This window comes from Stenotrophomonas sp. PE591 (genome assembly GCF_018320795.1).
Taxonomy (GTDB): domain Bacteria; phylum Pseudomonadota; class Gammaproteobacteria; order Xanthomonadales; family Xanthomonadaceae; genus Stenotrophomonas; species Stenotrophomonas maltophilia.
Map to the genome: position 1 here is coordinate 96,325 of NZ_JAAOKO010000001.1, position 25,073 is coordinate 121,397.

Here is a 25,073-nt window from a genome sequence, read left to right on the forward strand (position 1 = left end):
GGCTCAGCGCTTCAGCGAAACGAACGCGTCACGACCGGCGTAACGCGCGCCGGCGCCGAGGACTTCCTCGATGCGCAGCAGCTGGTTGTACTTGGCCACGCGATCGCTGCGGCACAGCGAACCGGTCTTGATCTGGGTGGCGGTGGTGGCCACTGCGATGTCGGCGATGGTGGTGTCTTCGGTTTCGCCCGAACGGTGCGAGACCACCGCGGCATAACCGGCGCGGTCGGCCATGGCGATCGCTTCCAGGGTTTCGCTCAGGGTGCCGATCTGGTTGACCTTGATCAGGATCGCGTTGGCGGTGCCCGAGTCGATGCCTTCCTGGAAGATCTTCGGGTTGGTCACGAACAGGTCGTCACCGACCAGCTGCACCTTCTTGCCGATGCGGTCGGTCAGCAGCTTCCAGCCAGCCCAGTCGTTCTCGGCCAGGCCGTCTTCGATCGTGATGATCGGGTACTGCGCGGCCCAGTCGGCGAGGAAGTCGACGAACTGCTCGGAGGTCAGGCGCTTGTTCTCGCCGACCAGGTTGTACTTGCCGTTCTCGAAGAATTCGCTGGAGGCGACGTCCAGGCCCAGCAGCACGTCTTCACCGGCGGTGTAGCCGGCCTTGCCGATCGCTTCAAGAATGGTGTCCAGCGCTTCGACGTTGCTGCGGAAGTCCGGCGCGAAGCCGCCTTCGTCGCCGACCGCCGTGCTCAGGCCGTGGCCCTTCAGCACCGACTTCAGCGAATGGAAGATTTCGGTACCGGCACGCAGCGCTTCGGAGAACGAGGTGAAGCCGACCGGCAGCACCATGAATTCCTGGAAGTCGACGTTGTTGTCGGCGTGCGCGCCGCCGTTGATGATGTTCATCATCGGCACCGGCAGCGACGGGGTCACGCCGGTCCTGGCGGCCAGGTACTGCCACAGCGCCTGCTTGTTCGATGCGGCGGCGGCGTGCGCGGCGGCCATCGAAACACCCAGCAGTGCGTTGGCGCCCAGGCGGCCCTTGTTCTCGGTGCCGTCAAGGTCGATCAGGCGACGGTCGAGGCCGGCCTGGTCGGTGGCCTCAAAGCCCTTCAGCGCGGCGGCAATCGTGGTGTTGACGTTGTCGACGGCCTTGCCCACGCCCTTGCCCAGGTAACGGGTCTTGTCGCCGTCACGCAGCTCGACCGCTTCCTTGGTGCCGGTCGAGGCGCCGGAGGGAACCGCGGCACGACCGAACGAACCGTCCTCCAGGATGACTTCGGCTTCCAGCGTGGGGTTGCCACGACTGTCGAGGATTTCACGGGCGTGGATGCTGCGGATCGTGCTCATGGTCGGACCGGTTACCTGTCTGGAGAGGGGGCGACAAAACGAATGCCGCGTGATTATCCCCGGCTGCCCGCCACTTGCCAAATGGCGTGGGCGGCTTCAGCCCCAGCTGGACCCGATCACGATCAGGACCATCGACACCAGCATCACCAGCAATGCACCAGCAAGCGCCGCCAGGATGGGGCCACGCCGCCGTCGCCAGGCCAGCACCATCGCCACCGGGCTACCCAGGAAGGACAGCACCATCGTGACCAGTGCGCCCAGCAACCACCACTGCGTGGCCTGCACGCCGTTGTTCCCGTCCCCCGGCGGCCGGAAACCGGCGGTGAAGGCCAGTACGCCCACCACCAGGGCGATCCAGGTCAACACGGACAGCCCGAGGGCGATCAGGCCCCAGGGCCAGCCTCGCGCCGATGTGGTCGCATTCATCAAAGCACTCGGTAGAACAGGGCGCCGAGCCACAGCGAGAGCAGGATGATCGCCAGGCCGGCGGCCACCTTGCCGCGATTCAGCCTCCAGGCCTGCACAGCAGCAGCGATGCATCCCACTGCACCGAGCAGCTCTGCCACCAGCAGCGCAATGAAGTACGCGCGCAGATCGAGTGCGCTGCTGCCATCACCCGGCGGCCGCACGGACGCGGCACCGATCAGCACCAGCCCGAACATGCCCACAGTGAACAGCACGGCCAGGCCCAGTGCGATCAAGCCCCACGGCCACTGTTTCCAGTGCCGGCGGCGGCGCTGGGTTTCCAGCGCCAGCCACGGGTCACGACTCACGCGAAGCGCGAGAAGCCGTGCTTCTTGGTCACTGCGTCGAGTTCCATCAAGGTCTCAAGCAGTGCTTCCATCTGGTCCAGCGGCCACGCATTGGGGCCATCGGACAGCGCCTTGGACGGATCCGGATGGGTCTCGGCGAACAAGCCGGAGATGCCCACCGCCACGGCGGCACGCGCCAGCACCGGCACGTGCTCGCGCTGGCCACCGGAACTGGTGCCCTGCCCGCCCGGCAGCTGCACCGAATGGGTGGCGTCGAACACCACCGGGCAACCGGTGTCGCGCATCACCGCCAGCGAGCGCATGTCGCTGACCAGGTTGTTGTAGCCGAAGCTGGCACCACGTTCGCAGACCATGATCTGCTCGTTGCCGGTGGCCTTGGCCTTCTCCACGACCGGCTTCATGTCCCACGGCGCCAGGAACTGGCCCTTCTTGATGTTGACCGGCTTGCCGGCCGAGCACACCTTGCGGATGAAGTCGGTCTGGCGGACCAGAAACGCCGGGGTCTGCAGCACGTCCACCACCGAGGCCACTTCGTCCATCGGGGTGTATTCGTGGACGTCGGTCAGCACCGGCACGCCGATCTGCTTCCTGACCTCGGCCAGGACCTTCAGGCCCTCTTCCATGCCCGGGCCACGGAACGCGGTGCCCGAAGTACGGTTGGCCTTGTCGAAGCTGGACTTGAAGATGAAGTTGACGCCGAGCTTGTCGGTGACTTCCTTCAACTTGCCGGCGGTATCGAGCTGCAGCTGCATCGACTCGATCACGCAGGGGCCGGCGATCAGGAACAGGGGCTGGTCCAGCCCGACCTCGAATCCACACAGTTTCATGGCGTTTCCTTGTTGTCCGCAGCACCGGCCGGGCCGGTGCGCTGGGGGTTGAAGCATGCAGGATGGGGGCCGAAGCCCCCATTCACAAGTCAGGCGCGCGCTTCGGAAAGCAGCTTGCCGCCGGCCTTGCGCTCGCGTGCGGCGCGGATGAAACCGATGAACAGCGGATGGCCGTCACGCGGCGTGGACAGGAATTCCGGGTGCGCCTGGCAGGCCAGGAACCACGGGTGCGCGTCGCGCGGCAGTTCGACCACTTCCACCAGGGTGTCGTCCATCGACTTGCCGGCGATCACCAGGCCGGCATCTTCCAGCTGGGTGCGGTAACGGTTGTTGAACTCGTAACGGTGGCGGTGACGCTCGGCGACGACGTCCTTGCCATACAGCTCGCGGGCCAGCGTGCCCGGCTTCAGGCGCTGTTCCTGCAGGCCCAGGCGCATGGTGCCGCCGAGGTCGCTCTTGTCGTCGCGCTTTTCCACGTCACCGGTCGCGGTGCGCCATTCGGTGATCAGGCCGATCACCGGGTTCGGCGACTGGCGGTCGTTCTCGGTGCTGTTGGCACCTTCCAGGCCGACCACGTTGCGCGCGTAGTCGACCACGGCCGCCTGCATGCCGTAGCAGATGCCGAAGTACGGCACCTGCTGCTCGCGGGCGAACTTCGAGGTCAGCACCTTGCCTTCGAAACCACGGTCACCGAAACCACCCGGCACCAGGATGCCGTCGACATCGGCCAGTGCGGCCATGTCGGTGCCTTCCAGGTCCTGTGCTTCCAGCCACTTCAGGTTGACCTTGGTGCGCTGGCGCAGGCCACCGTGCTTGAGGGCTTCGCCAACCGACTTGTAGGCATCCTGGTGATCGACGTACTTGCCAACCACGGCGATGGTCACTTCGTCCAGCGGATGCAGGGTCGCGTCGACCGCGTCTTCCCACATCGACAGGTCGACCGGGCCGGCCTTGTCGGCCAGCTTCAGCTGGTTGACCACGATCTCGTCCAGGCCCTGCGCGTGCAGGCCCGACGGAATGCGGTACAGCACGTCCACGTCCGGCACGCTGATCACCGCGCGCTCGGAGACGTTGGTGAACTGGGCGATCTTGCGGCGCTCCGAATCCGGCACCGCCTGCTCGGAGCGGCACAGCAGCACGTCCGGCTGGATGCCGATCGAGCGCAGCTCCTTCACCGAATGCTGGGTCGGCTTGGTCTTCAGCTCGCCGGCGGCGCCGATGTACGGCACCAGGGTAAGGTGCATGAACAGCGCCCTCTCCGGGCCACGCTCGGTGCGCACCTGGCGGATCGCTTCCAGGAACGGCAGCGACTCGATGTCGCCGACAGTACCGCCGATCTCGACCAGCGCCACGTCGTAACCTTCGGTGGCTTCATCGATGCAGCGGCGGATCTCGTCGGTGATGTGCGGGATGACCTGCACCGTCGCGCCCAGGTAGTCGCCACGGCGCTCCTTGCGGATCACGTTCTCGTAGATGCGGCCGGTGGTGACCGAGTTCTTGCGGCTCAGGCGGGTGCGCACGAAGCGCTCGTAGTGGCCCAGGTCGAGGTCGGTCTCGGCGCCGTCGTCGGTGACGTAGACCTCACCGTGCTGGAACGGGCTCATGGTGCCCGGGTCGACGTTGATGTACGGGTCGAGCTTCATCATCGTGACCTTCAGGCCACGGGCTTCGAGAATGGCGGCCAGTGACGCAGCGGCAATGCCTTTGCCGAGCGAGGACACCACGCCGCCGGTTACGAAAATCAAGGGAGTCATGGCTGCAAGCATCCTGTCTGGAAATGGAAAACGGCAGCACCACGCGCACCCGGAGGGCGGGCATGGAGCTTGAAGGGGGTTTTCCGGTTCGCTGGGGCAGCGAGGGAGGTGCTGGGCCGTGCGGCGGCAGGCGCCGGACGGGGACCACCCTGCGAGGTCGGGGCGGCCGTGCCGGTCAAATCGACCGTCACCTGCGACCCGCATTGCTGGCGACCACGCATGGCCGTGCCAGCCCATTCGCAAAGGGTGGACACGCACTTACTCCCGGAAAGCCATAGTTTACAGATTGATGGCCGCCAACCCAAGGGGCAGTTGCGGCCATCACCCAAAAGAAACGCCCCGCTGGGCGGGGCGTCGGGGGGCGAATCCCTTGCGGCAAGGGCTTCGGAGGGCGGAAGAATTACTTCTTCTTCCTCGCCTCTTCTTCCTCTTCCTGCTGCGGGGCCGGCTGGCCCTGCGCCTTCATTTCGGCATTGGCCTGGGCGCGGCGCTTGGCCTTGGCATCGGCTTCGGCCTGCGCCTTGTCAGCCTGGCCACCCTGTTGCGGGGCCGGCTGGCCGGCGTTCTGCGCCACCACCAGCGGCACTGCAACGGCGGCAGCGGCCAGGATCGCAATGGTCAGCAACTTCTTCATGAGGTCCTCCTCGCGGTATGGCTTGGATGTTTCGACCCAACGGGGGTCGCCGGCATTCAGATTCCAGCGGCTGCCATTTTACCCCCTCTGCGTCGCCGAGACTGAACCGCAGGCGTGCAAAATCCCGTGCCAGACCCCACACTTGCCCGTCGCTCCAAGCTTTCGAAGACAGATGAACGCCCGCTATAACGCCGCCGATATTGAAGTCCTGTCCGGCCTTGACCCGGTCAAGCGCCGTCCCGGCATGTATACCGACACCGCGCGCCCGAACCACCTGGCGCAGGAAGTGATCGACAACTCGGTGGACGAGGCCCTCGCCGGCCACGCCCGCTCGATCGAGATCACCCTGTACAAGGACGGCAGCGTGGAGGTCAGCGATGACGGCCGCGGCATGCCGGTGGACATCCACCCGGAAGAGAAGATCCCGGGTGTCGAGCTGATCCTGACCCGCCTGCATGCGGGCGGCAAGTTCAGCAACAACAACTACACCTTCTCTGGCGGTCTGCACGGCGTCGGCGTCAGCGTGGTCAATGCGCTGTCGACCCTGGTGGAAGTGCACATCAAGCGCGAAGGTGCCGAGCACCGCATCACCTTCCGCAACGGCGACCGCGCCACGCCGCTGGAAGTGGTCGGCAGCGTCGGCAAGAAGAACACCGGCACCCGCGTGCGCTTCTGGCCTGACCCGAAATACTTCGACACGCCCAAGTTCGCGGTGCGCGCGCTGAAGCACCTGCTGCGCGCCAAGGCCGTGCTGTGCCCGGGCCTGACGGTCAAGCTGACCGATGAGGCCACCGGTGAAGTCGACACCTGGTACTACGAAGACGGCCTGCGCGATTACCTGAAGCTGGAACTGGGCGAACGCGAATCGCTGCCGGCCGACCTGTTCGTCGGCAACCTGAAGAAGGACACCGAGGTGGTGGACTGGGCCGTGGCCTGGCTGCCGGAAGGCGAGCTGGTGCAGGAAAGCTACGTCAACCTGATTCCCACCGCCCAGCACGGCACCCACGTCAACGGCCTGCGTACCGGCCTGACCGAGGCGCTGCGCGAGTTCTGCGACTTCCGCAACCTGCTGCCGCGCGGCGTCAAGCTGGCCCCGGAAGACGTGTGGGACCGCGTGTCGTTCGTGCTGTCGCTGAAGATGACCGACCCGCAGTTCAGTGGCCAGACCAAGGAACGCCTGTCCTCGCGCCAGGCCGCCGGCTTCGTTGAAGGCGCCGCCCACGATGCCTTCAGCCTGCTGTTGAACCAGAACGTGGAGCTGGGCGAGAAAATCGCGCAGATCGCCATCGAGCGCGCCAGCGCACGCCTGAAGACCGAGAAGCTGGTCGTCCGCAAGAAGGTCACCCAGGGCCCGGCCCTGCCCGGCAAGCTGGCCGACTGCATCAGCCAGGACCTGTCGCGCACCGAGCTGTTCCTGGTGGAAGGTGACTCGGCAGGGGGCAGCGCCAAGCAGGCCCGCGACAAGGACTTCCAGGCCATCATGCCGTTGCGCGGCAAGATCCTGAACACCTGGGAAGTCTCCTCCAACAGCGTGCTGGCCTCGGAGGAAGTACACAACCTGGCCATCGCCATCGGCTGCGACCCCGGCAAGGACGACATCAGCGGCCTGCGTTACGGCAAAGTCATCATCCTGGCCGACGCGGACTCCGACGGCCTGCACATCGCAACGCTGCTGACCGCACTGTTCCTGAAGCACTTCCCGGCGCTGGTCGATGCCGGCCACGTGTTCGTGGCGATGCCGCCGCTGTTCCGCATCGACGTGGGCAAGCAGGTGTTCTACGCCCTGGACGAGGAAGAAAAGCGCTCGATGCTGGACAAGATCGAACGCGAGAAGATCAAGGGCGCCATCAACGTGACCCGCTTCAAGGGCCTGGGCGAGATGAATCCACCGCAGCTGCGCGAATCGACCATCCACCCGGATACGCGCCGCCTGGTGCAGCTGACCGTGGACGATCGCGAACAGACAAGCTCGCTGATGGACATGCTGCTGGCCAAGAAGCGCGCCTCCGACCGCAAGGGCTGGCTGGAGTCGAAGGGCGATCTGGCCTCGCTGGAGGTCTGATCCTGGCACGGGGTCGGATCCCTTTGCCTGGCAAAGGGCTCTGACCCGGCTGCCCGGTAGTGCCGGCCGCTGGCCGGCCACCTCGACTGCCGGCCAGCGGCCGGCACTACCGGTTCATGCGCCCTTGGCATTACGCCGCCATCGGCAAACCCGGCGGCGGCATAATGCGCGTCCACCCGTGTGGACCATCGTATTGGCCAGCCACTCGCTGCTGTTCCCCGCCCTGCCGCTGCACAGCGCGCGGTTGGTGCTGAGCCCGATCCGCCGTGACGACGCGGCCGCGCTGTTCGCGCTGCAATCCAATCCGGACGTGATGCGCTGGTGGAACCATCCGGCCTGGACACGACCGGCCGAAGCCCGCGAACAGATCGACGACGACCTTGCCGCGCACGCGATCGGCACCCAGTTGAAGCTGGCCTTGCGCGAATCACCCAACGGCCCACTGGTGGGCGTCTGCGTCGCATTCGCCATTGATCGTGAGGCCATGCGGGCCGAGATCGGCTATCTGCTGGCGCCCGACCGCCAGGGCCAGGGCTACATGCATGAGGCCCTGCAGCAGATGCTGGGCTATCTGTTCCACACCCTGCACCTGCACCGCATCGAAGCCGAGATCGATCCACGCAACGTACCCTCGGCACATGTGCTTGACCGCCTCGGCTTCCACCGCGAGGGGGTGCTGCGCCAGCGCTGGCGCATCCAGGGCGAGCTTTCGGACTCGGCCGTCTATGGCCTGCTGGCCAACGACAAAGCGGCAGCCACCCTGCCCGCTTGATCCAATCTGGCCGCAAGCCGCTGCAGAACGTGGCCATGCCTTTGGACACATACGGCGTGGTGCTCCACCGGCCTAGCATCGGAACCCCCTTCCGCTGCCGATCCGGTGCCATGAAGTCCCTGCTGCACACTGCCGCGCTCTGCGTCGGCCTGCTCATCGCCCCCACCAGCGTGCTGGCCGCGCCCGCCGCTGACACCAAGCCCGATTCGAAAGACGACAGGACCGACGCGCCTGCGCTGCCCGCCGATGCGTCGGCGCGCCAGAGCATGCGCCTGGCCGGCCGCACCCTGGACTACACCGCCACCGTCGGCACCCTGCCGGTGCGCGACGAGAAGGGCAAGGTCATCGCCGATGTGGTGTTCACTGCGTACACGATGCCGGGCAAGGACCGGCCGGTGACGTTCGCGCTCAATGGCGGGCCCGGTGCCTCGTCGGTGTACCTCAACATGGGCGCGATCGGGCCCAAGGTGGTCACCTTCGGTTCGGAAGGCGACAGCGCCTCGGCGCCCGCCACCCTGCATGACAACCCGGGCACCTGGCTGGATTTCACCGACCTGGTATTCATCGACCCGGTCGGCACCGGTTTCAGCCGCGCGCGCATCGGCGATGACGAGGCGAAGAAGCAGCTGTACAACCCCGGCGCCGACATCGAGTACCTGTCGCGCTCGATCTACGACTGGCTGCTGCGCAACCAGCGCATGGCGTCACGCAAGTACCTGACCGGCGAGAGCTACGGCGGCTATCGCGGCCCGCGCATCACCCATTTCCTGCAGACCCGGCTGGGCGTGGCGATGAACGGCCTGGTACTGGTCTCGCCGTACCTGAGCCCGACGCTGGAAGACAACGCCGACGTCTCGCCGATGGCATGGATGCAGACGCTGCCGTCGATCGCCGCGGCGCACCTGGAGCGCCAGGGCAGGCTCACCGACGCGGCAATGCGCGAGGTGGTGGAGTACACCCGTGGCGATTACGCCACCGCGTTGATGAAGGGCCGCAGCGATCCGCAGGCGACCGAGGCGATGCTGCGCCGGGTGACCGAGCTGACCGGGCTTGACCCGCAGTTCGTGCGCCGTGCCGGTGGCCGTCTTGAAACCCAGGCCTACCTGCGCGAAGTATTCCGCGACAAGGGCACGCTGGGCAGCCGCTACGACTCCAATGTGACCGCGTTCGATCCATTCCCGAATGATCCGGAGCAGCGCGCCAATGATCCGCTGCTGGACAGCATCATTGCGCCGACCACCACGGCGATGGTCGACTTCGTGACGCGCGTGGTCGGCTGGAAGGTGGATGCACGCTACCAGGCGCTGAACTACGACGTGAATCGGTTGTGGGACCGCAACGGCGAGCTGCGCCAGGGTGCGGTGACCCAGCTGCGCCAGGCGGTGGCGATCGATCCGCATCTGCAGGTGCTGATCGTGCATGGCTGGAACGACCTGTCGTGCCCGTTCATGGGCTCGATCCTGACGGTGGACCAGATGCCGGCGATGGGCAGCAACCCGGACCGGGTGCAGGTGCGGAGCTATCCGGGCGGGCACATGTTCTACAGCCGGGCGGACAGCCAGGCGGCGTTCCGCAAGGATGTGCAGGCGCTGTTCCAGCGTAATTGAGGGGTTCGGCCGGGCCTGCGGCCCGGCACCCGCCGGATCAACGGCAACTGCAACTGCAACGGCAAAAGCAGGGTTTCCGTGGGTTGGCGGGGTGGGATAGGCAGGCGGGGGACGGCAAAAACTGCTCCTGCGTGCCTCGTAGAGCGCCATCCATGGCGCTCTGCGCCCCCGCCTGCCCATCCCACCCCGCCTTCGACAGTTTCCGTGCGCTGTTGGTGGGTGCCGACCGTTGGTCGGCACGGGATCGGATCCCTGCTTCTGCTCTGGTAGGTGTCGACCTCGGTCGACACGATGTGTCCGGAAGAATTCTCTGCCCATGAAAAAGCCCGCCGGATGCCGGCGGGCTTTTTCGTTTGCAACCTTGGCGTGGCGATCAGGTCCAGCCGAACAGCTCGAACAGCTTCAGGATCAGGTACGCACAGCCGCCGGCTGCCGGGATGGTCAGGATCCAGGCCCAGACGATGCGTTCGATCACGCCGAACTTCAGCGAGCGCGGGTTCTTGGCGAAGCCGACGCCCATGATCGCGGTGGAGATGCTGTGCGTGGTCGAGACCGGCATGCCGAAGTGGGCGGCCAGGGTCAGGATGGTGGCCGAGCTGGTCTCCGCGGCGAAGCCGTGGATCGGGTGCAGCTTGACCATCTTGTGGCCCAGGGTCTTGATGATCTTCCAGCCGCCCGAAGCGGTACCGGCGGCCATCACAACCGCACAGGTCAGCACGATCCACATCGCGATGCCGTCACCGGCGTGGGCGTCCGGGTGCATGAAGGCCAGCCAGGACGGCAGGTCATCCAGTGCGCCGGTGGCCTCGGCACCGATCAGGGTCATGGCGATGATGCCCATGGTCTTCTGCGCATCGTTGTGGCCGTGGGCGAAGCCCATGTAGGCCGCCGAGGCGATCTGGGCCTTGCCGAAGAATGCATTGACGATGCGTGGGCGGGCCAGGCGACCAATGGCGCCACCGATCCTGGCCAGGCCGGCGATCAGGCCCCACAGCAGCACCATCACCACGATGCCGAGCAGGAAACCGGCGATCGGCGAGGTGATCATCGGCACGAACACCTTCCACAGCAGGCCCTTGTTCTGCGCCCAGCTGCCCAGGCGCTCGGACCAGATCAGCGCGTCCCAGTTGTTGTGGGCGGCCGCCAGGCCGGCGCCGCAGAGGCCACCGATCAGCGCATGCGAGGACGAGGACGGCAGGCCCTTCCACCAGGTGATCAGGTTCCAGATGATGCCGCCCAGCAGGGCGCACAGGATCACCTGCGGGGTGACCTCGACCACGTTGGTGTTGAGCAGGCCCGAAGCGATGGTCAGCGCCACCGCGGTGCCGGTCAGCGCACCGATGAGGTTCATGAAGGCGGCCAGCATCACCGCCCAGCCGGGCGAGAGCACCTTGGTCGCGACCACGGTGGCAATGGAATTGGCGGTGTCGTGGAAGCCGTTGATGAACTCGAAGACGAGTGCGGCCAGGATCACCACCAGGACAAGGGTCAACATGCGGCGGCGTCCGTCAGCTGTTCTTCAACACGATCTGGTACGCAACCACGCCGGCCTCGCGGCAACGGTCGATGGCCTTTTCCAGGATCTCGAAGAATTCCTTCAGCAGGAACATCTGCAGGTTGTCCAGGCGGCCGGAATAGATGTCGCGGTACAGCTCGAGCATCAGGCGGTCGGCCTCGTTTTCCAGCGAGCGCAGCTTCTCGTTCAGCGCGGTCATCCGGTCCAGGTTCATGTGGCGCAGGTCGGCCACCATCTCCACCACCACGCCGGCGGCCTGTTCCAGCATCGCCGCGCGCGGCGCGAAGTCGATGTGCTCCAGGTGGGTCGTGGCCAGCGAATAGCGATCGGCGAACTTCTCGATCTGCTTGGGAATCTTGTACAGGGCCGAGCCCAGCGCTTCGATGTCTTCGCGCTCGATCGGGGTCATGAAGCTGTCCACCAGCGCCTGGCTGATCTTGTCCGAGGCCGCGCGCTCGCGCAGGCGGGCCAGCTTGAAGGCGTCCAGCGCGGGCTGGCGGTCGGCCTCGCGCAGCATGGAATGCAGCGCCTTGGCGGCGTCGGAGGCCGCGACGGCGGCCTCATCGAGCAGGGTGTAGAACTGTTTGCCGGAACCGAAAATGGTCTGCAGAGAGAACATTGAGAAACCTGTCAGCCGTCGCGGGAAGGACGGCACCAAGCGGAATTATGACGGCTAGATGACCATCTCGGGTATCCCCGCCCCCTTTCCGGGGCTCGGAACCCTGAACCTGAACAGGCGGTTGCCACCCTGCCATGCCCCTTTGCTAAGATGCCAGCGCGCCTTCGGGCGCATCCTATGGACGACGACCCTTATCCCCCAGCGCCGCGCCGGACCCCGTTCCTGAGCGCCCGCCGCCATCGCAAGCACCCGCCCTCCCTGCCACCAACCGGGGACGACGCCCGTGTTTGAAATGATCCTGATTGTCTTTGCGCTTGTTCTGCTGAACGGCTTCTTCGCCATGTCCGAGATGTCGGTCATGACCTCGCGCAAGAGCCGCCTGAAGCAGATGGCCGCCACCTCCAAGCGCGCGGCCAAGGCGCTGGAGCTGTCCGAGAAGCCGGAGAGCTTCCTGTCCACCGTGCAGATCGGCATCACCGTGATCGGCGTGCTGACCGGCTACCTCGGCGGTGAAGCGCTGGGCGAAGCCTTCGCCGGCTGGATCCAGGGCCTGATGCCGGGCTTCGCCTATGCCGGCAACATCGGTACCGCGCTGGCGGTCAGCCTGATCACCTTCATCACGCTGATCTTCGGCGAACTGGTGCCCAAGCGCCTGGCGCTGACCCGTTCGGAGGCCATTGCCGGCCTGGTCGCGATGCCGATGAGCTGGCTGGCCAAGCTCGCCCTGCCCTTCGTCTGGCTGCTGTCCAAAACCACCCAGCTGGTGCTGCGCCTGTTCGGCCTGGGCAAGGATGAAGTCGCCTCGGTGACCGAAGAAGAGATCCGCATGCTGGTCGCCGAAAGCCACGAGGCCGGCGTGATCGATGCCCACGAGCGCGACATGATGAACCGCGTCATGCGCCTGGGCGACCGCACCGCCGACAGCCTGATGACCCCGCGCAACCGCATCGCGTGGCTGGATACCCAGGCCGGGCTGGAGCGCAACCTGGAAATCATGGCCGAACACGAGTTCTCCCGGTACCCGGTGTACCGCGACAACGACATGGACGTGGTCGGCGTGCTCGAACTGAAATCGCTGGCCACGCGCATGGCGCGCGGTGACAACGCGCTGTTCCAGACCCTGCGCGAACCCCTGTACGTCTCCGAATCGACCCACGCGATGAAGCTGCTGGAAATCTTCCGCGAGGAACAGCAGTCGATGGCACTGGTAGTGGACGAGTACGGCGAGATCCAGGGCCTGGTGACCATCAGCGACCTGATGGGCGCGGTGGTCGGCCGCCTGCAGGCGGTGGAGAACGCCGACGAGGACGCGCTGGTGGTGACCCGCGAAGACGGCTCGCTGCTGGTGGACGGCTCGCTGCCGATCGAAGACGTGCGCGAACTGATCGGCAGCAACGACCTGCCCGACGCCGAGGACGGCGACTACTACACGCTGGCCGGCATGTGCATCCATTACTTCGGCCGCATTCCGCACGCAGGCGAGTACTTCGACTGGGCGGGCTGGCGCTTCGAAGTGGTTGACCTGGATGGTGCGCGCGTGGACAAGCTGCTGCTGCGCACGTTGTCCGACGAGCAGGCCGATGAGCTCACCGCCTGAGCCCGGCAAGGGTCCGGGCGACGAGCGCCCGGCCTACCGCAACGAGGGTATCCGTACCCTGCTGGAGATGTTCGCCTCTGGCGATCCCGCCGAGCACATGCCGCTGGGCCAGATCCTCGGCAACCTGCAGCAGAGCGCGTTCGGCGTGTTCCTGTTCGTGGCGATCCTGCCGTCGTTCATCCCGATCCCGGGCATGGGCGGCGCGGTCAGCGGCCCACTGGTGGTCCTGATCGGCCTGCAGATGCTGTTCTGCCTGCGCCGGCCCTGGCTGCCCGGCTTCATTGCCCGCCGCGGGCCGAAGCGCGGCACCATGCATCGTTTCCTGGACCGCATCGACCGCCCGCTGCGGCGCCTGGACAAGATGCTGAAACCCCGCCTGCCGCAACTGCTGACACCGCTGCCCGCCCACGCCTTCAGTGGCCTGCTGCTGGTGCTGCTGGGCCTGCTGCTGTCGTTGCCGATTCCCTTCACCAATTTCCTGTTCGGCTTCCAGCTGCTGCTGTTCTCGCTGGCGCTGCTGGAACGCGATGGCGCGCTGATGCTGTTCAACTGGATCGCCGCCGTGGCAGCGATCGCCTTCTTCGGTTTCAGTTCGGGGCAGCTGGTGGGTTATACGGTGGAGCTGTTCCAGCGCTGGTTCTGACCCGGAATCCGGTAGAGCCGGCCGCTGGCCGGCTGCCACGTTTCCAGGTTTGCCGGCCAGCGGCCGGCACTACCCATACCGGACATCGGTCATCACCGAAGATCGATGAAACCGTTGTCGGCCAGCGCCGCCGGTTCGTCCTGCACCGCCGACAGCACGAACGTCAACGCCTTGCCCAGCAGCGTGCCCGGACCGTCCCAGTACTCGGCACTGTCGGCGCGCACATGGATCAGGCGAAGGTTGGGGTCATCCTTGCCAGCGGGGAAGAACAGCTTCATCGCCGGTGACCACAGCGCCTCGATCTTCGCGCGATCGTCGACCACGCGTGCCCGCCCCGCCACCGACACATAGGTGTTCTTCGAGGGCGAGGCATACGCCACGTTGACCCGCGGGTCGAGCGCGATCTCGGCCACCTTGGGGCTGTCGCCGGTGATCACGAACCACAGGTCACCGTCGAAGGCGACCTGCTGGGTGGCCAACGGCCGGCTGTAGAGGCGGCCATCGACGCCGGTGGTGGTGAACATCGCCACCTCCACGTCCTTGATCAGTTCGGCCAGCTGGGCGATGTGTTCGGCACGGGTGTCGGCCATGGGGGGCTCCTTCGATATGAGCCCCCATCAGACGCGGTTCGGCCGCAATGGGCCGTGACGCAATTGTTCAGCCCGCGTGGCGGGCGTGCCAGGCCTGCATGGTCAGTTCGAACGAGCGCAGGCGCGCGCGGTGGTCGTACAGGTTGGCGGTGAGCATCAGCTCGTCGGGCTTGTGCCGTTCGACGAACGCGGCGATGCCCTCCGCCACCTGCTGCGGATCGCCCAGCACGGTGCAGGCCAGCGCCCGCTCCACGCCCAGTTTTTCGTGCGGCTCCCAGAAGGACTCGATGTCGTCGATCGGTGCCGGAATCTTGCCCGGTCGGCCGCGACGCAGGTTCACGAAGCTCTGCTGCTGGCTGGTGAACAGGCGCCGCGATTCGGTTTCGCTGTCGCTGGCAACGACGTTCAGGGCCAGCATCGCGTGCGGCTGCTTCAGCGTGGCCGAGGGGCGGAACTCGCGGCGGTACACGGCAAGGGCTTCATCCATCGCGTCGGGTGCGAAGTGCGAGGCGAACGCATACGGCAGGCCCATCGAGGCGGCCATGCGCGCACCGAACAGGCTCGAACCGAGGATCCAGGTCGGCACCCGCAGGCCGCCACCCGGAACCGCCTGCACCGCCTGCCCGGGTTGTACCGGCTCGAAGTAATGCAGCAGCTCGCGCACGTCCTGCGGGAACTGGTCGGCGCTGTCGAAGTAGCGGCGCAGCGCACGCGCGGTCGGCTGGTCGGTACCGGGTGCACGGCCCAGGCCGAGGTCGATGCGGTCCGGATACAGCGAAGCCAGCGTGCCGAACTGCTCGGCCACCTGCAGCGGGGCATGGTTGGGCAGCATGATGCCGCCGGCACCGACGCGGATGCGCTTTGTGCCACCCGCCACGTGGCCGATCAGCACGGCGGTGGCCGCGCTGGCGATGCCCGGCATGTTGTGGTGTTCGGCCAGCCAGTAGCGGCGGTAGCCCAGCGCATCGGCGTGCTGGGCCAGTTCCAGCATGTTGGCGAAAGCGGCGGTGGTGTCACTGCCCTCGCAGACCGGGGCCAGGTCAAGGATCGACAACGGGATCATCAGGCGTTTTTCCGTCACAGGATCCCCCATGCATGGGGTCGGCCAGGCGCCGCGGCCAGTGACGGTGGCGGGATGCTGATTCCCGTGTGGCGGGTTCAGGGCTGACCGGGCCGATCCGGGGTGCCCTGATGCGCGCCAAGCGCGATTGGTAGTGCCGGCCGCTGGCCGGCATACAGGTAGATGGCTTCGCAGCCGGCCAGCGGCCGGCTCTACCGCGGAAGCGTCAGAACGCGCTGGGGCGCGGCTCCGGCAGCGGCTGGTCGACCATCGGCTTCAGCTCGGCATCCAGCGCCACGCGCTCATCGAACACGAAGCAGCGGCCTTCGTAGCCTTCGCCGCCCACCTCCTCGAAGTAGCCGAGGATGCCACCGTCCAGCTGCAGCACGTTGTCCATGCCGTCGTTGACCATCCACAGCGCCGCCTTCTCGCAGCGGATGCCGCCGGTGCAGAAACTGACCACGGTGCTGTCTTTCAGCGCCTCGCGGTGCGGCGCCAGCGCCTCGGGCAGGTCGGTGAACTTGTGAATCGGCAGCACCAGCGCATCCTTGAAGGTGCCGTACTCCACTTCCTGCAGGTTGCGGGTATCGAGCATCACCACCGGCTTGCCGGCGTCGTCATGCCCCTGCCGCAACCAGCGTTGCACCGTGGCCGGATCGACCGCCGGCGCGCGCGGATAGTCCAGCGGCTGACCGTCGTCACGGCGGAAGCTGATGATCTCGTCCTTCACCTTGGCCTTCAGCCGCGCGAACGGCTGATGTTCACTGAAGCTGGTCTTGACCCGCATATCGGCAAACCGCACGTCAGAACGCAGCGCCGCGTAGAAACCCTCGACCGCCTCCGGCGCACCCGCCAGGAACAGGTTCAGCCCCTCGCCCGCCACCAGGATCGTGCCCCGCAGCTGCGCCGCCTCGGCACGCGCCAGCAACTGGTCGCACAGGGCCTGGGGAGCGTCGATGACGGCGAAATGATAGGCAGCGGTATTGGCGATCATCCTGGCATTTTAGCGCCTCCCGCCCCTCCGGGCAGATTCAGGGGTCAGAGCCCTCTGCGCAGCAGAGGGACCCGACCCCAAGCCCGGCAAACAACCGGAATCTGTCATGGGTGGGGCGGTGTGGGCAGGCGGGGGCGCAGAGCGCCATGGGCCCAGGGCATGCGCCGGGCGGGTTGGGCAGGATGCCCAACCCCGGTCTTGCCGTGTGCGCAGGACAGCGCACACGAGCAAGGCGCTCTACGCGGCACGCAGGAGCAGCTTTTGCCGTCCCCCGCCTGTCCACACCGCCCCGCCCTCCCACTGAAGCCCGGCTTTTGACGTTGCTGTTGCCGTTGCGTCTGCGGGTGCCGGGTGCAACCCGGCCAGAAGCCCCATTACCCCCGCAACAGCACGAACGGCAGCAGCACCAGCGCCGCCGCACCGGCCATCCCCAGCAGCACCAGCACCACGTAGACCGGCCGCCGCCGGAACAGGCTGCCGAAGGTCTCCGCCGTGCCATCACGCAATGCCTGCTCACGCTCGGCACGGATGCGCGGCCCGCGTTCGGCCTGGTATTCCGCCATCAGCGCCTTCGCACGTGGATGATCGGCGTCCTCGCGCAGCCACAGGCCACCATTGGAGATGCCCCAGGGGCTGGGTTCGGTGCGATACCAGGCGATGCCGTTCTGGTCGAGCAGCGTGCAGACATCGGCATATTCGTCGTCGCCGACATTGCGCAGATTGAGCAGGAGTTTTGCCATGCCCCCATGATACCCGGCGCCGATGCGCTACCCTTGCCGCCCTCGCCCTGCGCCCTTCCGGAGACGCCCGATGCGCCGCCTGCTGCTTCCCCTGCTGCTGTCCCTCGCCGCCGCTGGCTGCACAACCGAACCGTCCGGCCCACCGCCCGGCGGCACCCTGACCACCTTCGAGCGCATCGATACCGTGCCCGGCACCGGCACCGAAGCCGTTGCCGGCAGCAAGGTCACCGTGCACTACACCGGCTGGATCTACGACAACCGCACCGAAACCAAGCACGGCAAGACCTTCGACAGCTCCTTCAAGCACGGCGAACCGTTCACCTTCGCACTCGGCGCCGGCCAGGTCATCCGCGGCTGGGATGAGGGCGTGGCCGGCATGAAGGTCGGCGGCAAGCGCACCCTGATGATCCCGCCGGATTACGGCTACGGCGACCGCCGGGTTGGCCCGATTCCGGCCGGCTCGTCGCTGGTGTTCGATGTCGAGCTGCTCGATGTCAAACCGTAATGCCGCACCGCTTCCGCGGGTCGCCGTCATCGGCGGCGGCCCGGCCGGCCTGTTCGCCGCCGAGCGCCTGCGCGCCGCCGGTCTGGAGGTGGACCTGTACGAGGCCAAGGGTTCGCCCGGCCGCAAGTTCCTGATCGCCGGCAAGGGCGGACTCAACCTCACCCATTCCGATCCGCGTCCGCTGTTCGACAGCCGCTACCGCGAGCAGTCCACGACCGTGGGCCGCTGGCTGGATGGCTTCGATGCGCAGGCATTGCGCGACTGGGCCGGCGGTTTTGGCGTGGAGACCTATGTGGGCAGCTCCGGCCGCGTGTTCCCGGTCGACCGCAAGGCCGCGCCGCTGCTGCGTGGCTGGGTGCGCCGGCTGAAGGAACAGGGCGTGCGCCTGCATGCCAACCACCGTTGGATCGGCTGGAGCAACGACGGCGCGCTGCGCTTCGCCACCGAAGCCGGCGAGATCGATGTCCACGCCGATGCCACCGTGTTGGCGATGGGCGGCGGCAGCTGGCCGCAGCTGGGCAGCGACGGCGCCTGGGTTGCACCACTGCAGGCCCGTGGCGTGGACATCGCGCCACTGCAGTCAGCCAACTGCGGCTTCGACGTGGACTGGACCCCGTTCTTCGCCCAGCGCAATGCCGGTGCACCGTTGAAGCCGGTGGTCGCGCACTGGATCGACCTGGCCGGACAGCCACAGTCGCTGCAGGGCGAATGCGTGGCCAGCGAGTACGGCATCGAAGGCAGCCTGATCTATGCGTTGGCGGCGGACCTGCGCGAGACCATCAACCGCGATGGCCACGCGATGCTGTGGCTGGATCTGGTGCCGGGCCGCGACGAGGCGCGCCTGCTGGCCGATCTGTCACGCCCGCGCAAGGGCCGCAGCTTCGGCGAGCACCTGCGTCGCCAGGCGGGCCTTGATGCGGTGAAGGCCGCACTGGTGTTCGAGATTCTGGGTAAGGAAGCCGGCAACGACCTGCCTGCCGTGGCGGCTACGCTCAAGCGCCTGCCGCTGCGCCTGCTGCGTCCCCGGCCGATGGCCGAGGTGATCAGCACCGCCGGCGGCGTGCGCCTGGATGCGCTGGATGATGGCCTGATGCTGCGGGCCGTGCCCGGCGTGTTCTGCGCCGGCGAGATGCTGGACTGGGAGGCGCCGACAGGTGGCTACCTGTTGACCGCGTGCTACGCCAGTGGCCTGCGTGCCGCCGAGGGCGTAATCAGGTGGCTGGCCGGGCGGTGACGCCTGCATTGTAGAGTCGAGCCATCCTCGACTGCCTTACAGTCCCCGGGCGCTCACCATGGCCTGCGCATGCTCACCGAAGCCAGCGCCACGCCGCTGGGATGCGGATAGACCTCTTCGCGCACGCTGATGAATCCCTGCCGTTGGTAGAACGGCACCGCGTTGAGCGAGGCCGACAGCACCACCTCACGCTCACGATCGGCCATTGCCAGCAGGCGCTGCATCAGCGCCTGGCCGATTCCCTGGCCGCCACGATCAGGATCAACGAACAACGCGTCGACTTCATTGGCATCGGCATCGAACACACCGAAGCCAAGAAGGCCGCCCTGCCCATCCTCGGCCACCACGCAGCCGCCCTGCCCCAGCAACCGCGCGTACTGCGACGGCGGCGGCGAGGCCGACCAGGGCGCAATCACTTCGGGCGGATAATGGCTGCTGCAGGTCTCGCGCACGCAACGCGTGCGCAACGCCCACAGCGTGGCCACGTCATCCGTGGTGCCGATCCGGAACCGCATGGCATCTCCTTGCAGCGTCGAGCCATGCTCGACTGTTCTTCGTTCCAACATCGCGATGAGAGAAGCAGCCGAGCATGGGCTCGGCCCTTGCCTAGGCGAGGGCGACACGGTATCTACAGCAACACGTTATCGCGACTTGCTGGCCCGCAGCGCCTGGATCTTCGGCGGCGGCTGGAAGGAATCGCTGCGCGCATCGGCCCAGAACGCATGGAACACGGCGTGGTCCGGCACCTTGTGCAGCAGCTCGCCCGGTTCAAGGTAACGGTACAGCGAGGCCAGCGAACGGATCTCAACAGGCGAAACCCGACGCAGGATATGCTCCGGGCCCAGTTCCGCCGGGTCGTTCAGGCCCGCGGCACACAGCAGTTCCTTCAAGGCATGCAGCGTGTGCTCGTGGTAGCTGTACACACGGGTGGCCTTGTCCGGTGCATCCAGATGCTTCCAGCGCGCCGGGTCCTGGGTCGCGATGCCGGTGGGGCACTTGTCGGTATGGCAGCTCAACGACTGGATGCAGCCCAGCGCGAACATGAAGCCGCGGCCGGCATTGCACCAGTCGGCACCCAGCGCGATGGTGCGCGCGATGTCGAACGCACTGGTGATCTTGCCGGCTGCACCGATGCGGATGCGCTCGCGCAGATCGAGGCCGACCAGGGTGTTGTGCACCAGCAGCAGCGCTTCGTGCATCGGCACGCCGACATGGTCGACGAACTCGGCTGGCGCCGCGCCGGTGCCCCCTTCGGCACCGTCCACCACGATGAAATCCGGCAGCAACCCGGTTTCCTGCATCGCCTTGGCAATGCCGAACCACTCCCACGGGTGGCCGATCGCCAGCTTGAAACCGACCGGCTTGCCACCGGACAGCTCGCGCAGGCGGGCGACGAACTGCAGCAGCTCGACCGGTGTCGAGAACGCCGAGTGACGCGACGGCGACACGCAGTCCACGCCCATCGGCACGCCACGGGTCACCGAGATCTCGGCAGTCACCTTCGGCGCTGGCAGCACGCCGCCATGACCCGGCTTGGCACCCTGCGACAGCTTGATCTCGATCATCCTGACCTGGTCATGGGTGGCATTGGCAACGAAGCGTTCCTCGCTGAAACCACCCTTCTCGTCGCGGCAACCGAAGTAGCCCGAGCCGATTTCCCAGACCAGATCGCCGCCCATCTCACGGTGATAGGGCGAGATCGAACCTTCGCCGGTGTCGTGGTAGAAACCACCACGCCGTGCGCCTTCGTTCAGTGCGCGGATGGCATTGGCCGACAGTGAACCGAAGCTCATCGCCGAGATGTTGAACACGCTGGCCGAATAGGGCTTGGCACAGTTCGGACCGATCAGCACGCGGAAGTCATGCTTGGCGATGGCAGTCGGCGCCAGTGAATGGTTGATCCATTCGTAGTCCACCGCATAGGTGCTGCGCAGGGTGCCGAACGGTACCGTGTCCATCTCGTTCTTGGCGCGCTGGTAGATCAGTGCACGTTGCTGGCGCGAGAACGGCACGTCCTCCAGGTCACTCTGCACGAAGTACTGGCGGATCTCCGGGCCGATCGATTCCAGCCCGTAGCGGAAGTGCGCCATCACCGGATAGTTGCGGCGCAGCGTGCTGCGCTTCTGCAGCAGGTCCCAGGTCCCCAATGCCACCATCGCGGCAGTCAGGCCGACGCCCCAGTACCAGGCCGGCCAGATCGTGGCCAGCCACAGGCATATCGGGAACATCAGGATGGCGAGCAGGTAGACGATGTACCGGTGCATGGCTTTCCTCGGTTGCAACTGTTCCCGAGTCTACCGCGCCGCTCGCTGCCAAGGCTTACAAACGATCGTCAACCACGTTGCGCGGCCAGGCCGATTTGACGTCGTAGACCAGGCCGCCTGGCGCCAGCAGCGCCCGGATTGCGTCTTCATCCATTGCCTTGAAACGGGCGTGGGCCACCGCCAGCACCACCGCGTCATAGCGCCCTGCCCCGGGTTCGGCCAGCCAATCCAGGCCCTCGCCGGTCAATGCCGCCGGGCCGACCCACGGGTCGCTCACCTCCACCTGCGCACCCGCATCGCGCAGGCGCTGGGCCAGTTCCAGCGCGCGGCTGTTGCGCAGGTCCGGGCAATCCTCCTTGAAGGTCACGCCCAGCACCAGGATGCGTGCCTCCGCCGGTGCACGGCCACGCTCGGCCAGCATCGCCAGCACGCGCGCCGCCACGTGCTCGCCGACGCGGTTGTTGACCTGCCGCGCGGTGTGGATCAGGTCCGGGTGGTAGCCCACGCTTTCGGACTTGTGCAGCAGATAGTACGGATCGACGCCGATGCAGTGACCGCCAACCAGGCCTGGCCGGAACGGCAGGAAATTCCACTTGCTGCCGGCGGCGTCCAGTACGTCCTGGGTATCAATGCCGAGCCGGTCGAAGATCAGCGCCAGCTCGTTGACCAGCGCGATGTTGACGTCGCGCTGGATGTTCTCGACCACCTTGGCTGCTTCGGCCACGCGCATCGACGGCGCCGGGAACGTACCGGCGTCGATGATGCGCTGGTAGAGACCATCGATCACCGCAGCGACTTCCGGGGTCGAACCAGACGTGATCTTGCGGATGTCGGCCAGGCGCCGCTGGCGGTCACCGGGACTGACCCGTTCCGGGCTGTAGCCGCAATAGAAGTCTTCGTTGAAGCCCAGGCCCGAACCCTGTTCCAGCAGCGGCACGCACACTTCCTCGGTGGTGCCGGGGTACACCGTGGACTCGTAGATCACCAGATCGCCGGCGCGAAGATGACTGGCAATCAGCCGTGTCGCCGAACGCAGGGGCTCCAGGTCGGGCTGCTCGTATGCATCGATCGGGGTCGGCACGGTGACGATATAGACGTTGCAGGCATCGAGCAGCGAAGGATCGCTGCCGTACTGCAGATGCGTGGCTTCGGCCAGCTCGTCGGCCTCCATCTCCAGCGTGTGATCGCGGCCACCGCGCAGCTCCGCGATGCGGCCGGCATCGATGTCAAAGCCCAGTGTCGGCCAGTGCCGGCCAAACGCCACCGCCAATGGCAGGCCGACGTAACCCAGGCCGATCACGGCGAAACGCGGCGTCACCGCCGCCGCAACGGGCACGCTCATCGGCATATCCCGCGCACCGGGTGAAACCGGATGCGTGCCGCCATGGCTTGGGCCAACCCACTCATTCGCTGTACCACTCCGGAAAACCCGCACCAGAAAGGCTACAGCCTACCGGCCCCGGTACCCCGCCGCCAAGGCGGGCTCAGGAACCCAGCGCGACCGCAGCGGGTTCCAGCTCGCCGTCGGCACCGGTCCAGGCCTGCAGCAGGCGCTCGAAACCACCGCTGCCAAGCAGGAAACCCGGCCACGCCGCGTCAACGATCTGGGTCAGCAGGTCCGCATCGATCCGCCGCGTCCCCATCGACCAGCGCGGGAACGCACGCTGCACCACCGGCGCGCGGCACAACAGCCTCATCTGCGCGTGGCTGCGTGCATTGAAGATGCGCTGGAACACCGAATCGATGCCATCTTCGGGGCCTTCCAGATACTGCAGGAAGCGGCTGCCGTCGAACATCAGGACACCGGTGACACCGGCTACACGATTGAATGCCGTGGCGTCGGCCAGCAGGCGATCAAGATCGGTTGTCCGCAGATCGGCGCGGGCCTCACTGGCATAGGCAATCGCGTGCAGCGACATCGGGTGGCTCCCCCCCTGGGAACGGTGGCTGGGACTATGACATGAACAGGGATAACAGTTAAGCACGTCGCTCCCGCGCAATCCGGCTGCAGCGACACGGGTAGGCTACAATCGGCGCCGCGCTGCAGGCCCGGATGGCGAAACTGGTAGACGCATCGGACTTAAAATCCGCCGGGGGCAACCCCATGCCGGTTCGATTCCGGCTCCGGGCACCACACGCACGCAGCACATCCGGCTTTCAGATCGCCCGCGAGTAACGTGGCTGCTCATGTGCGGCACGCAGATACGGGTCGAAGCACATTGCCAGCAACCGCAGCAACGGTCGCCCGGGTTCGCTCGCACGCACCACGCCATCGCGGTATTCGGCCAGGCCATCTTCCTGCAGCCGCTGTACCGAACGCAGGTCCTCGGCGAAGTACTGCTGGAAATCCACGCCGTGGCGCTGCCCCAGCACCGCACCATCCACCTCGCCCTGGCACATCAGCTGCTGGATCAGCTCCGCGCGCAGCTGGTCGTCGGCACTCAGCGCGACACCGCGCCAGACCGGCAACTGCCCCTGGTCCACCGCGTCCTCCCAGGACGCCAGGTCACGTGGATTCTGGCTGTAGGTGGCGCCGATATGGCTGATCGCACTTACGCCCAGGCCGAGCAGATCGGTATCGGCGTGGGTGGTGTAACCCATGAAGTTGCGATGCAGCTGGCCGGCACGCTGCGCGCGTGACAGATCCTCTTCCGGCAATGCGAAATGATCCATGCCGATGTACTGGTAGCCAGCCGCGGAGAGCTTCTCCACCGCCAGGCCCAGCAGCGCCAGCTTGTCTTCCGGCGACGGCAACCGGCTTTCGTCGATCTGCTTCTGTGCCCGGAACAGATGCGGCAGGTGCGCGTAGCCATACACCGCCAGGCGGTCCGGGCGCAGCGCCAGCACCCGTTCGAGGGTGCGGCCGAATCCTTCCAGGCTCTGCCCGGGCAGGCCGTAGATCAGGTCGACGTTGACCGAACGCATGCCGCTGTCGCGGCAGGCGCGCAGGATGTCCAGTGTCTGCTGCACGCCCTGTATGCGGTTGATCGATTCCTGCACCTGCGGGTCGAAATCCTGCACGCCCAGGCTGGCCCGGTTGAAGCCCAGGCGCGCCAGCATGGCGACGTCACGGGTGTCGATGAAGCGTGGATCGAGTTCGATCGAGAAATCGCGCTGCGGTGAATCGCTGAAATCGAAGCGCCGGCGCAACCCTTCCACCAGTGTGGTCATCGCCTCGGCATCGAGGAAGTTCGGCGTACCACCGCCCAGATGCAGCTGGATGACCTCGCGACCGTCCTCGAACTGTGGTGCCAGCAGATCGGCCTCGGCCAGCACGCGCGACACATAGCTGTGGCCACGGCCGCGATCGCGGGTGATCACCCGGTTGCAGCCGCAGTAGAAGCACGGGCTGGAACAGAACGGCACATGCACATACAGCGACAGCGCGCGGGCCAGCTGGTTGCTGTCGGCGATCGCCTGGCGCAGCGCCGGCGCGTCGAACCCATCATGGAAATGCGGCGCGGTCGGGTACGAGGTGTAGCGCGGGCCCGGCCGGTCGTGCCGGCGCAGAAGGTCGGGGTCGAAGGTCCAGGCCAGGCCACCAGCGGCGGGAGAGAACGTGTCCATGGCGCCAGCATCGCGCCGG

General features: G+C 66.5%; 24 protein-coding genes and 1 tRNA gene. 8 read left to right on the top strand and 17 right to left on the bottom strand.

Features of this window, described 5'->3' with window-relative positions:
* Nucleotides 1-3: 3 nt before the first annotated feature.
* The 6 genes from eno to JLDANKMP_RS00520 form a co-directional block, all read right to left on the bottom strand.
* Nucleotides 4-1,296: a phosphopyruvate hydratase gene (eno, locus tag JLDANKMP_RS00495; RefSeq protein ID WP_212560327.1), complete on the bottom strand. Its 1,293-nt coding sequence runs from the start codon at nt 1,294-1,296 to the stop codon at nt 4-6.
* Between the two features lie 96 nt (nt 1,297-1,392).
* Nucleotides 1,393-1,722, bottom strand: coding sequence for a hypothetical protein (locus JLDANKMP_RS00500; RefSeq protein ID WP_005409001.1), 330 nt, complete (start codon nt 1,720-1,722; stop codon nt 1,393-1,395).
* On the bottom strand, nt 1,722-2,069 hold the full coding sequence (locus JLDANKMP_RS00505; protein ID WP_212560328.1) for a hypothetical protein: 348 nt from the start codon (nt 2,067-2,069) through the stop codon (nt 1,722-1,724). The genes JLDANKMP_RS00500 and JLDANKMP_RS00505 overlap by 1 nt, the downstream gene beginning before the upstream one ends.
* Nucleotides 2,066-2,896, bottom strand: a complete 831-nt coding sequence (kdsA, locus tag JLDANKMP_RS00510; protein ID WP_005408999.1) for a 3-deoxy-8-phosphooctulonate synthase — start codon at nt 2,894-2,896, stop codon at nt 2,066-2,068. The genes JLDANKMP_RS00505 and kdsA overlap by 4 nt, the downstream gene beginning before the upstream one ends.
* 89 nt (nt 2,897-2,985) lie before the next feature.
* Nucleotides 2,986-4,650: a CTP synthase gene (locus JLDANKMP_RS00515; protein WP_212560329.1), complete on the bottom strand. Its 1,665-nt coding sequence runs from the start codon at nt 4,648-4,650 to the stop codon at nt 2,986-2,988.
* 400 nt (nt 4,651-5,050) lie between these two features.
* A complete protein-coding gene (locus JLDANKMP_RS00520; protein ID WP_005408997.1) occupies nt 5,051-5,284 on the bottom strand; it encodes a hypothetical protein in 234 nt (77 codons plus the stop codon).
* Between the two features lie 172 nt (nt 5,285-5,456).
* Here JLDANKMP_RS00520 and parE point away from each other — a divergent pair, with 172 nt between their 5' ends.
* The 3 genes from parE (at nt 5,457) to JLDANKMP_RS00535 (ending at nt 9,725) form a co-directional block, all read left to right on the top strand.
* Complete coding sequence (gene parE, locus JLDANKMP_RS00525) at nt 5,457-7,346, top strand: DNA topoisomerase IV subunit B (protein WP_005408996.1); 1,890 nt, start codon at nt 5,457-5,459, stop codon at nt 7,344-7,346.
* 193 nt (nt 7,347-7,539) lie between these two features.
* Nucleotides 7,540-8,118, top strand: coding sequence for a GNAT family protein (locus JLDANKMP_RS00530; RefSeq protein ID WP_212560330.1), 579 nt, complete (start codon nt 7,540-7,542; stop codon nt 8,116-8,118).
* Between the two features lie 110 nt (nt 8,119-8,228).
* On the top strand, nt 8,229-9,725 hold the full coding sequence (locus JLDANKMP_RS00535) for a S10 family peptidase (protein WP_005408994.1): 1,497 nt from the start codon (nt 8,229-8,231) through the stop codon (nt 9,723-9,725).
* A gap of 373 nt (nt 9,726-10,098) precedes the next feature.
* On the opposite strand, the gene JLDANKMP_RS00540 is transcribed toward JLDANKMP_RS00535, so the two are convergent.
* Together JLDANKMP_RS00540 and JLDANKMP_RS00545 are read right to left on the bottom strand one after the other, a co-directional pair.
* Nucleotides 10,099-11,220 carry an inorganic phosphate transporter gene (locus tag JLDANKMP_RS00540; protein WP_005408993.1) on the bottom strand — a complete coding sequence of 374 codons (1,122 nt, stop codon included), beginning with the start codon at nt 11,218-11,220 and terminating at the stop codon, nt 10,099-10,101.
* Nucleotides 11,221-11,233: 13 nt separating this feature from the next.
* Nucleotides 11,234-11,860: a DUF47 family protein gene (locus JLDANKMP_RS00545; RefSeq protein WP_004152833.1), complete on the bottom strand. Its 627-nt coding sequence runs from the start codon at nt 11,858-11,860 to the stop codon at nt 11,234-11,236.
* A 292-nt stretch (nt 11,861-12,152) separates the two neighbouring features.
* Here JLDANKMP_RS00545 and JLDANKMP_RS00550 point away from each other — a divergent pair, with 292 nt between their 5' ends.
* Entirely contained in the window at nt 12,153-13,457 is a 1,305-nt protein-coding gene (locus JLDANKMP_RS00550) for a hemolysin family protein (protein WP_005408992.1), read from the top strand.
* Nucleotides 13,441-14,100 (top strand): exopolysaccharide biosynthesis protein, encoded by a 660-nt coding sequence (locus JLDANKMP_RS00555; RefSeq protein WP_065183389.1) that lies wholly within the window; start codon nt 13,441-13,443, stop codon nt 14,098-14,100. Before JLDANKMP_RS00550 ends, JLDANKMP_RS00555 begins: the two co-directional genes overlap by 17 nt.
* Nucleotides 14,101-14,192: 92 nt before the next feature.
* On the opposite strand, the gene JLDANKMP_RS00560 is transcribed toward JLDANKMP_RS00555, so the two are convergent.
* From JLDANKMP_RS00560 to JLDANKMP_RS00575, 4 genes are all read right to left on the bottom strand, one after another.
* Complete coding sequence (locus JLDANKMP_RS00560) at nt 14,193-14,690, bottom strand: pyridoxamine 5'-phosphate oxidase family protein (RefSeq protein ID WP_212560331.1); 498 nt, start codon at nt 14,688-14,690, stop codon at nt 14,193-14,195.
* Nucleotides 14,691-14,757: 67 nt separating this feature from the next.
* Complete coding sequence (locus tag JLDANKMP_RS00565) at nt 14,758-15,753, bottom strand: LLM class flavin-dependent oxidoreductase (RefSeq protein ID WP_049449161.1); 996 nt, start codon at nt 15,751-15,753, stop codon at nt 14,758-14,760.
* A 223-nt stretch (nt 15,754-15,976) separates the two neighbouring features.
* Nucleotides 15,977-16,744, bottom strand: coding sequence for a sulfurtransferase (locus tag JLDANKMP_RS00570; protein ID WP_005408988.1), 768 nt, complete (start codon nt 16,742-16,744; stop codon nt 15,977-15,979).
* Nucleotides 16,745-17,118: 374 nt separating this feature from the next.
* Nucleotides 17,119-17,484, bottom strand: coding sequence for a DUF6164 family protein (locus JLDANKMP_RS00575; RefSeq protein ID WP_212560332.1), 366 nt, complete (start codon nt 17,482-17,484; stop codon nt 17,119-17,121).
* A 70-nt stretch (nt 17,485-17,554) separates the two neighbouring features.
* Between JLDANKMP_RS00575 and JLDANKMP_RS00580 the strand changes: the two genes are divergently transcribed.
* Both JLDANKMP_RS00580 and JLDANKMP_RS00585 read left to right on the top strand, forming a co-directional pair.
* Nucleotides 17,555-17,989: an FKBP-type peptidyl-prolyl cis-trans isomerase gene (locus tag JLDANKMP_RS00580; RefSeq protein ID WP_005408986.1), complete on the top strand. Its 435-nt coding sequence runs from the start codon at nt 17,555-17,557 to the stop codon at nt 17,987-17,989.
* Entirely contained in the window at nt 17,976-19,223 is a 1,248-nt protein-coding gene (locus JLDANKMP_RS00585) for a TIGR03862 family flavoprotein (protein ID WP_111108377.1), read from the top strand. Before JLDANKMP_RS00580 ends, JLDANKMP_RS00585 begins: the two co-directional genes overlap by 14 nt.
* Nucleotides 19,224-19,276: 53 nt before the next feature.
* Here JLDANKMP_RS00585 and JLDANKMP_RS00590 read toward each other — a convergent pair whose 3' ends face one another.
* The 4 genes from JLDANKMP_RS00590 to JLDANKMP_RS00605 form a co-directional block, all read right to left on the bottom strand.
* Nucleotides 19,277-19,738, bottom strand: coding sequence for a GNAT family N-acetyltransferase (locus JLDANKMP_RS00590; protein WP_024956617.1), 462 nt, complete (start codon nt 19,736-19,738; stop codon nt 19,277-19,279).
* 126 nt (nt 19,739-19,864) lie between these two features.
* Complete coding sequence (locus tag JLDANKMP_RS00595; protein ID WP_005412910.1) at nt 19,865-21,487, bottom strand: FMN-binding glutamate synthase family protein; 1,623 nt, start codon at nt 21,485-21,487, stop codon at nt 19,865-19,867.
* 55 nt (nt 21,488-21,542) lie between these two features.
* Nucleotides 21,543-22,829 carry a nucleotide sugar dehydrogenase gene (locus JLDANKMP_RS00600; protein ID WP_005408982.1) on the bottom strand — a complete coding sequence of 429 codons (1,287 nt, stop codon included), beginning with the start codon at nt 22,827-22,829 and terminating at the stop codon, nt 21,543-21,545.
* Between the two features lie 142 nt (nt 22,830-22,971).
* A complete protein-coding gene (locus JLDANKMP_RS00605) occupies nt 22,972-23,406 on the bottom strand; it encodes a BLUF domain-containing protein (RefSeq protein WP_005408981.1) in 435 nt (144 codons plus the stop codon).
* 128 nt (nt 23,407-23,534) lie between these two features.
* Here JLDANKMP_RS00605 and JLDANKMP_RS00610 point away from each other — a divergent pair.
* Nucleotides 23,535-23,621, top strand: a tRNA-Leu gene (locus JLDANKMP_RS00610).
* Between the two features lie 23 nt (nt 23,622-23,644).
* Here the strand turns inward: JLDANKMP_RS00610 and hemN are convergent.
* Nucleotides 23,645-25,054, bottom strand: a complete 1,410-nt coding sequence (gene hemN / locus JLDANKMP_RS00615) for an oxygen-independent coproporphyrinogen III oxidase (RefSeq protein ID WP_043034401.1) — start codon at nt 25,052-25,054, stop codon at nt 23,645-23,647.
* Between the last annotated feature and the right edge of the window lie 19 nt (nt 25,055-25,073).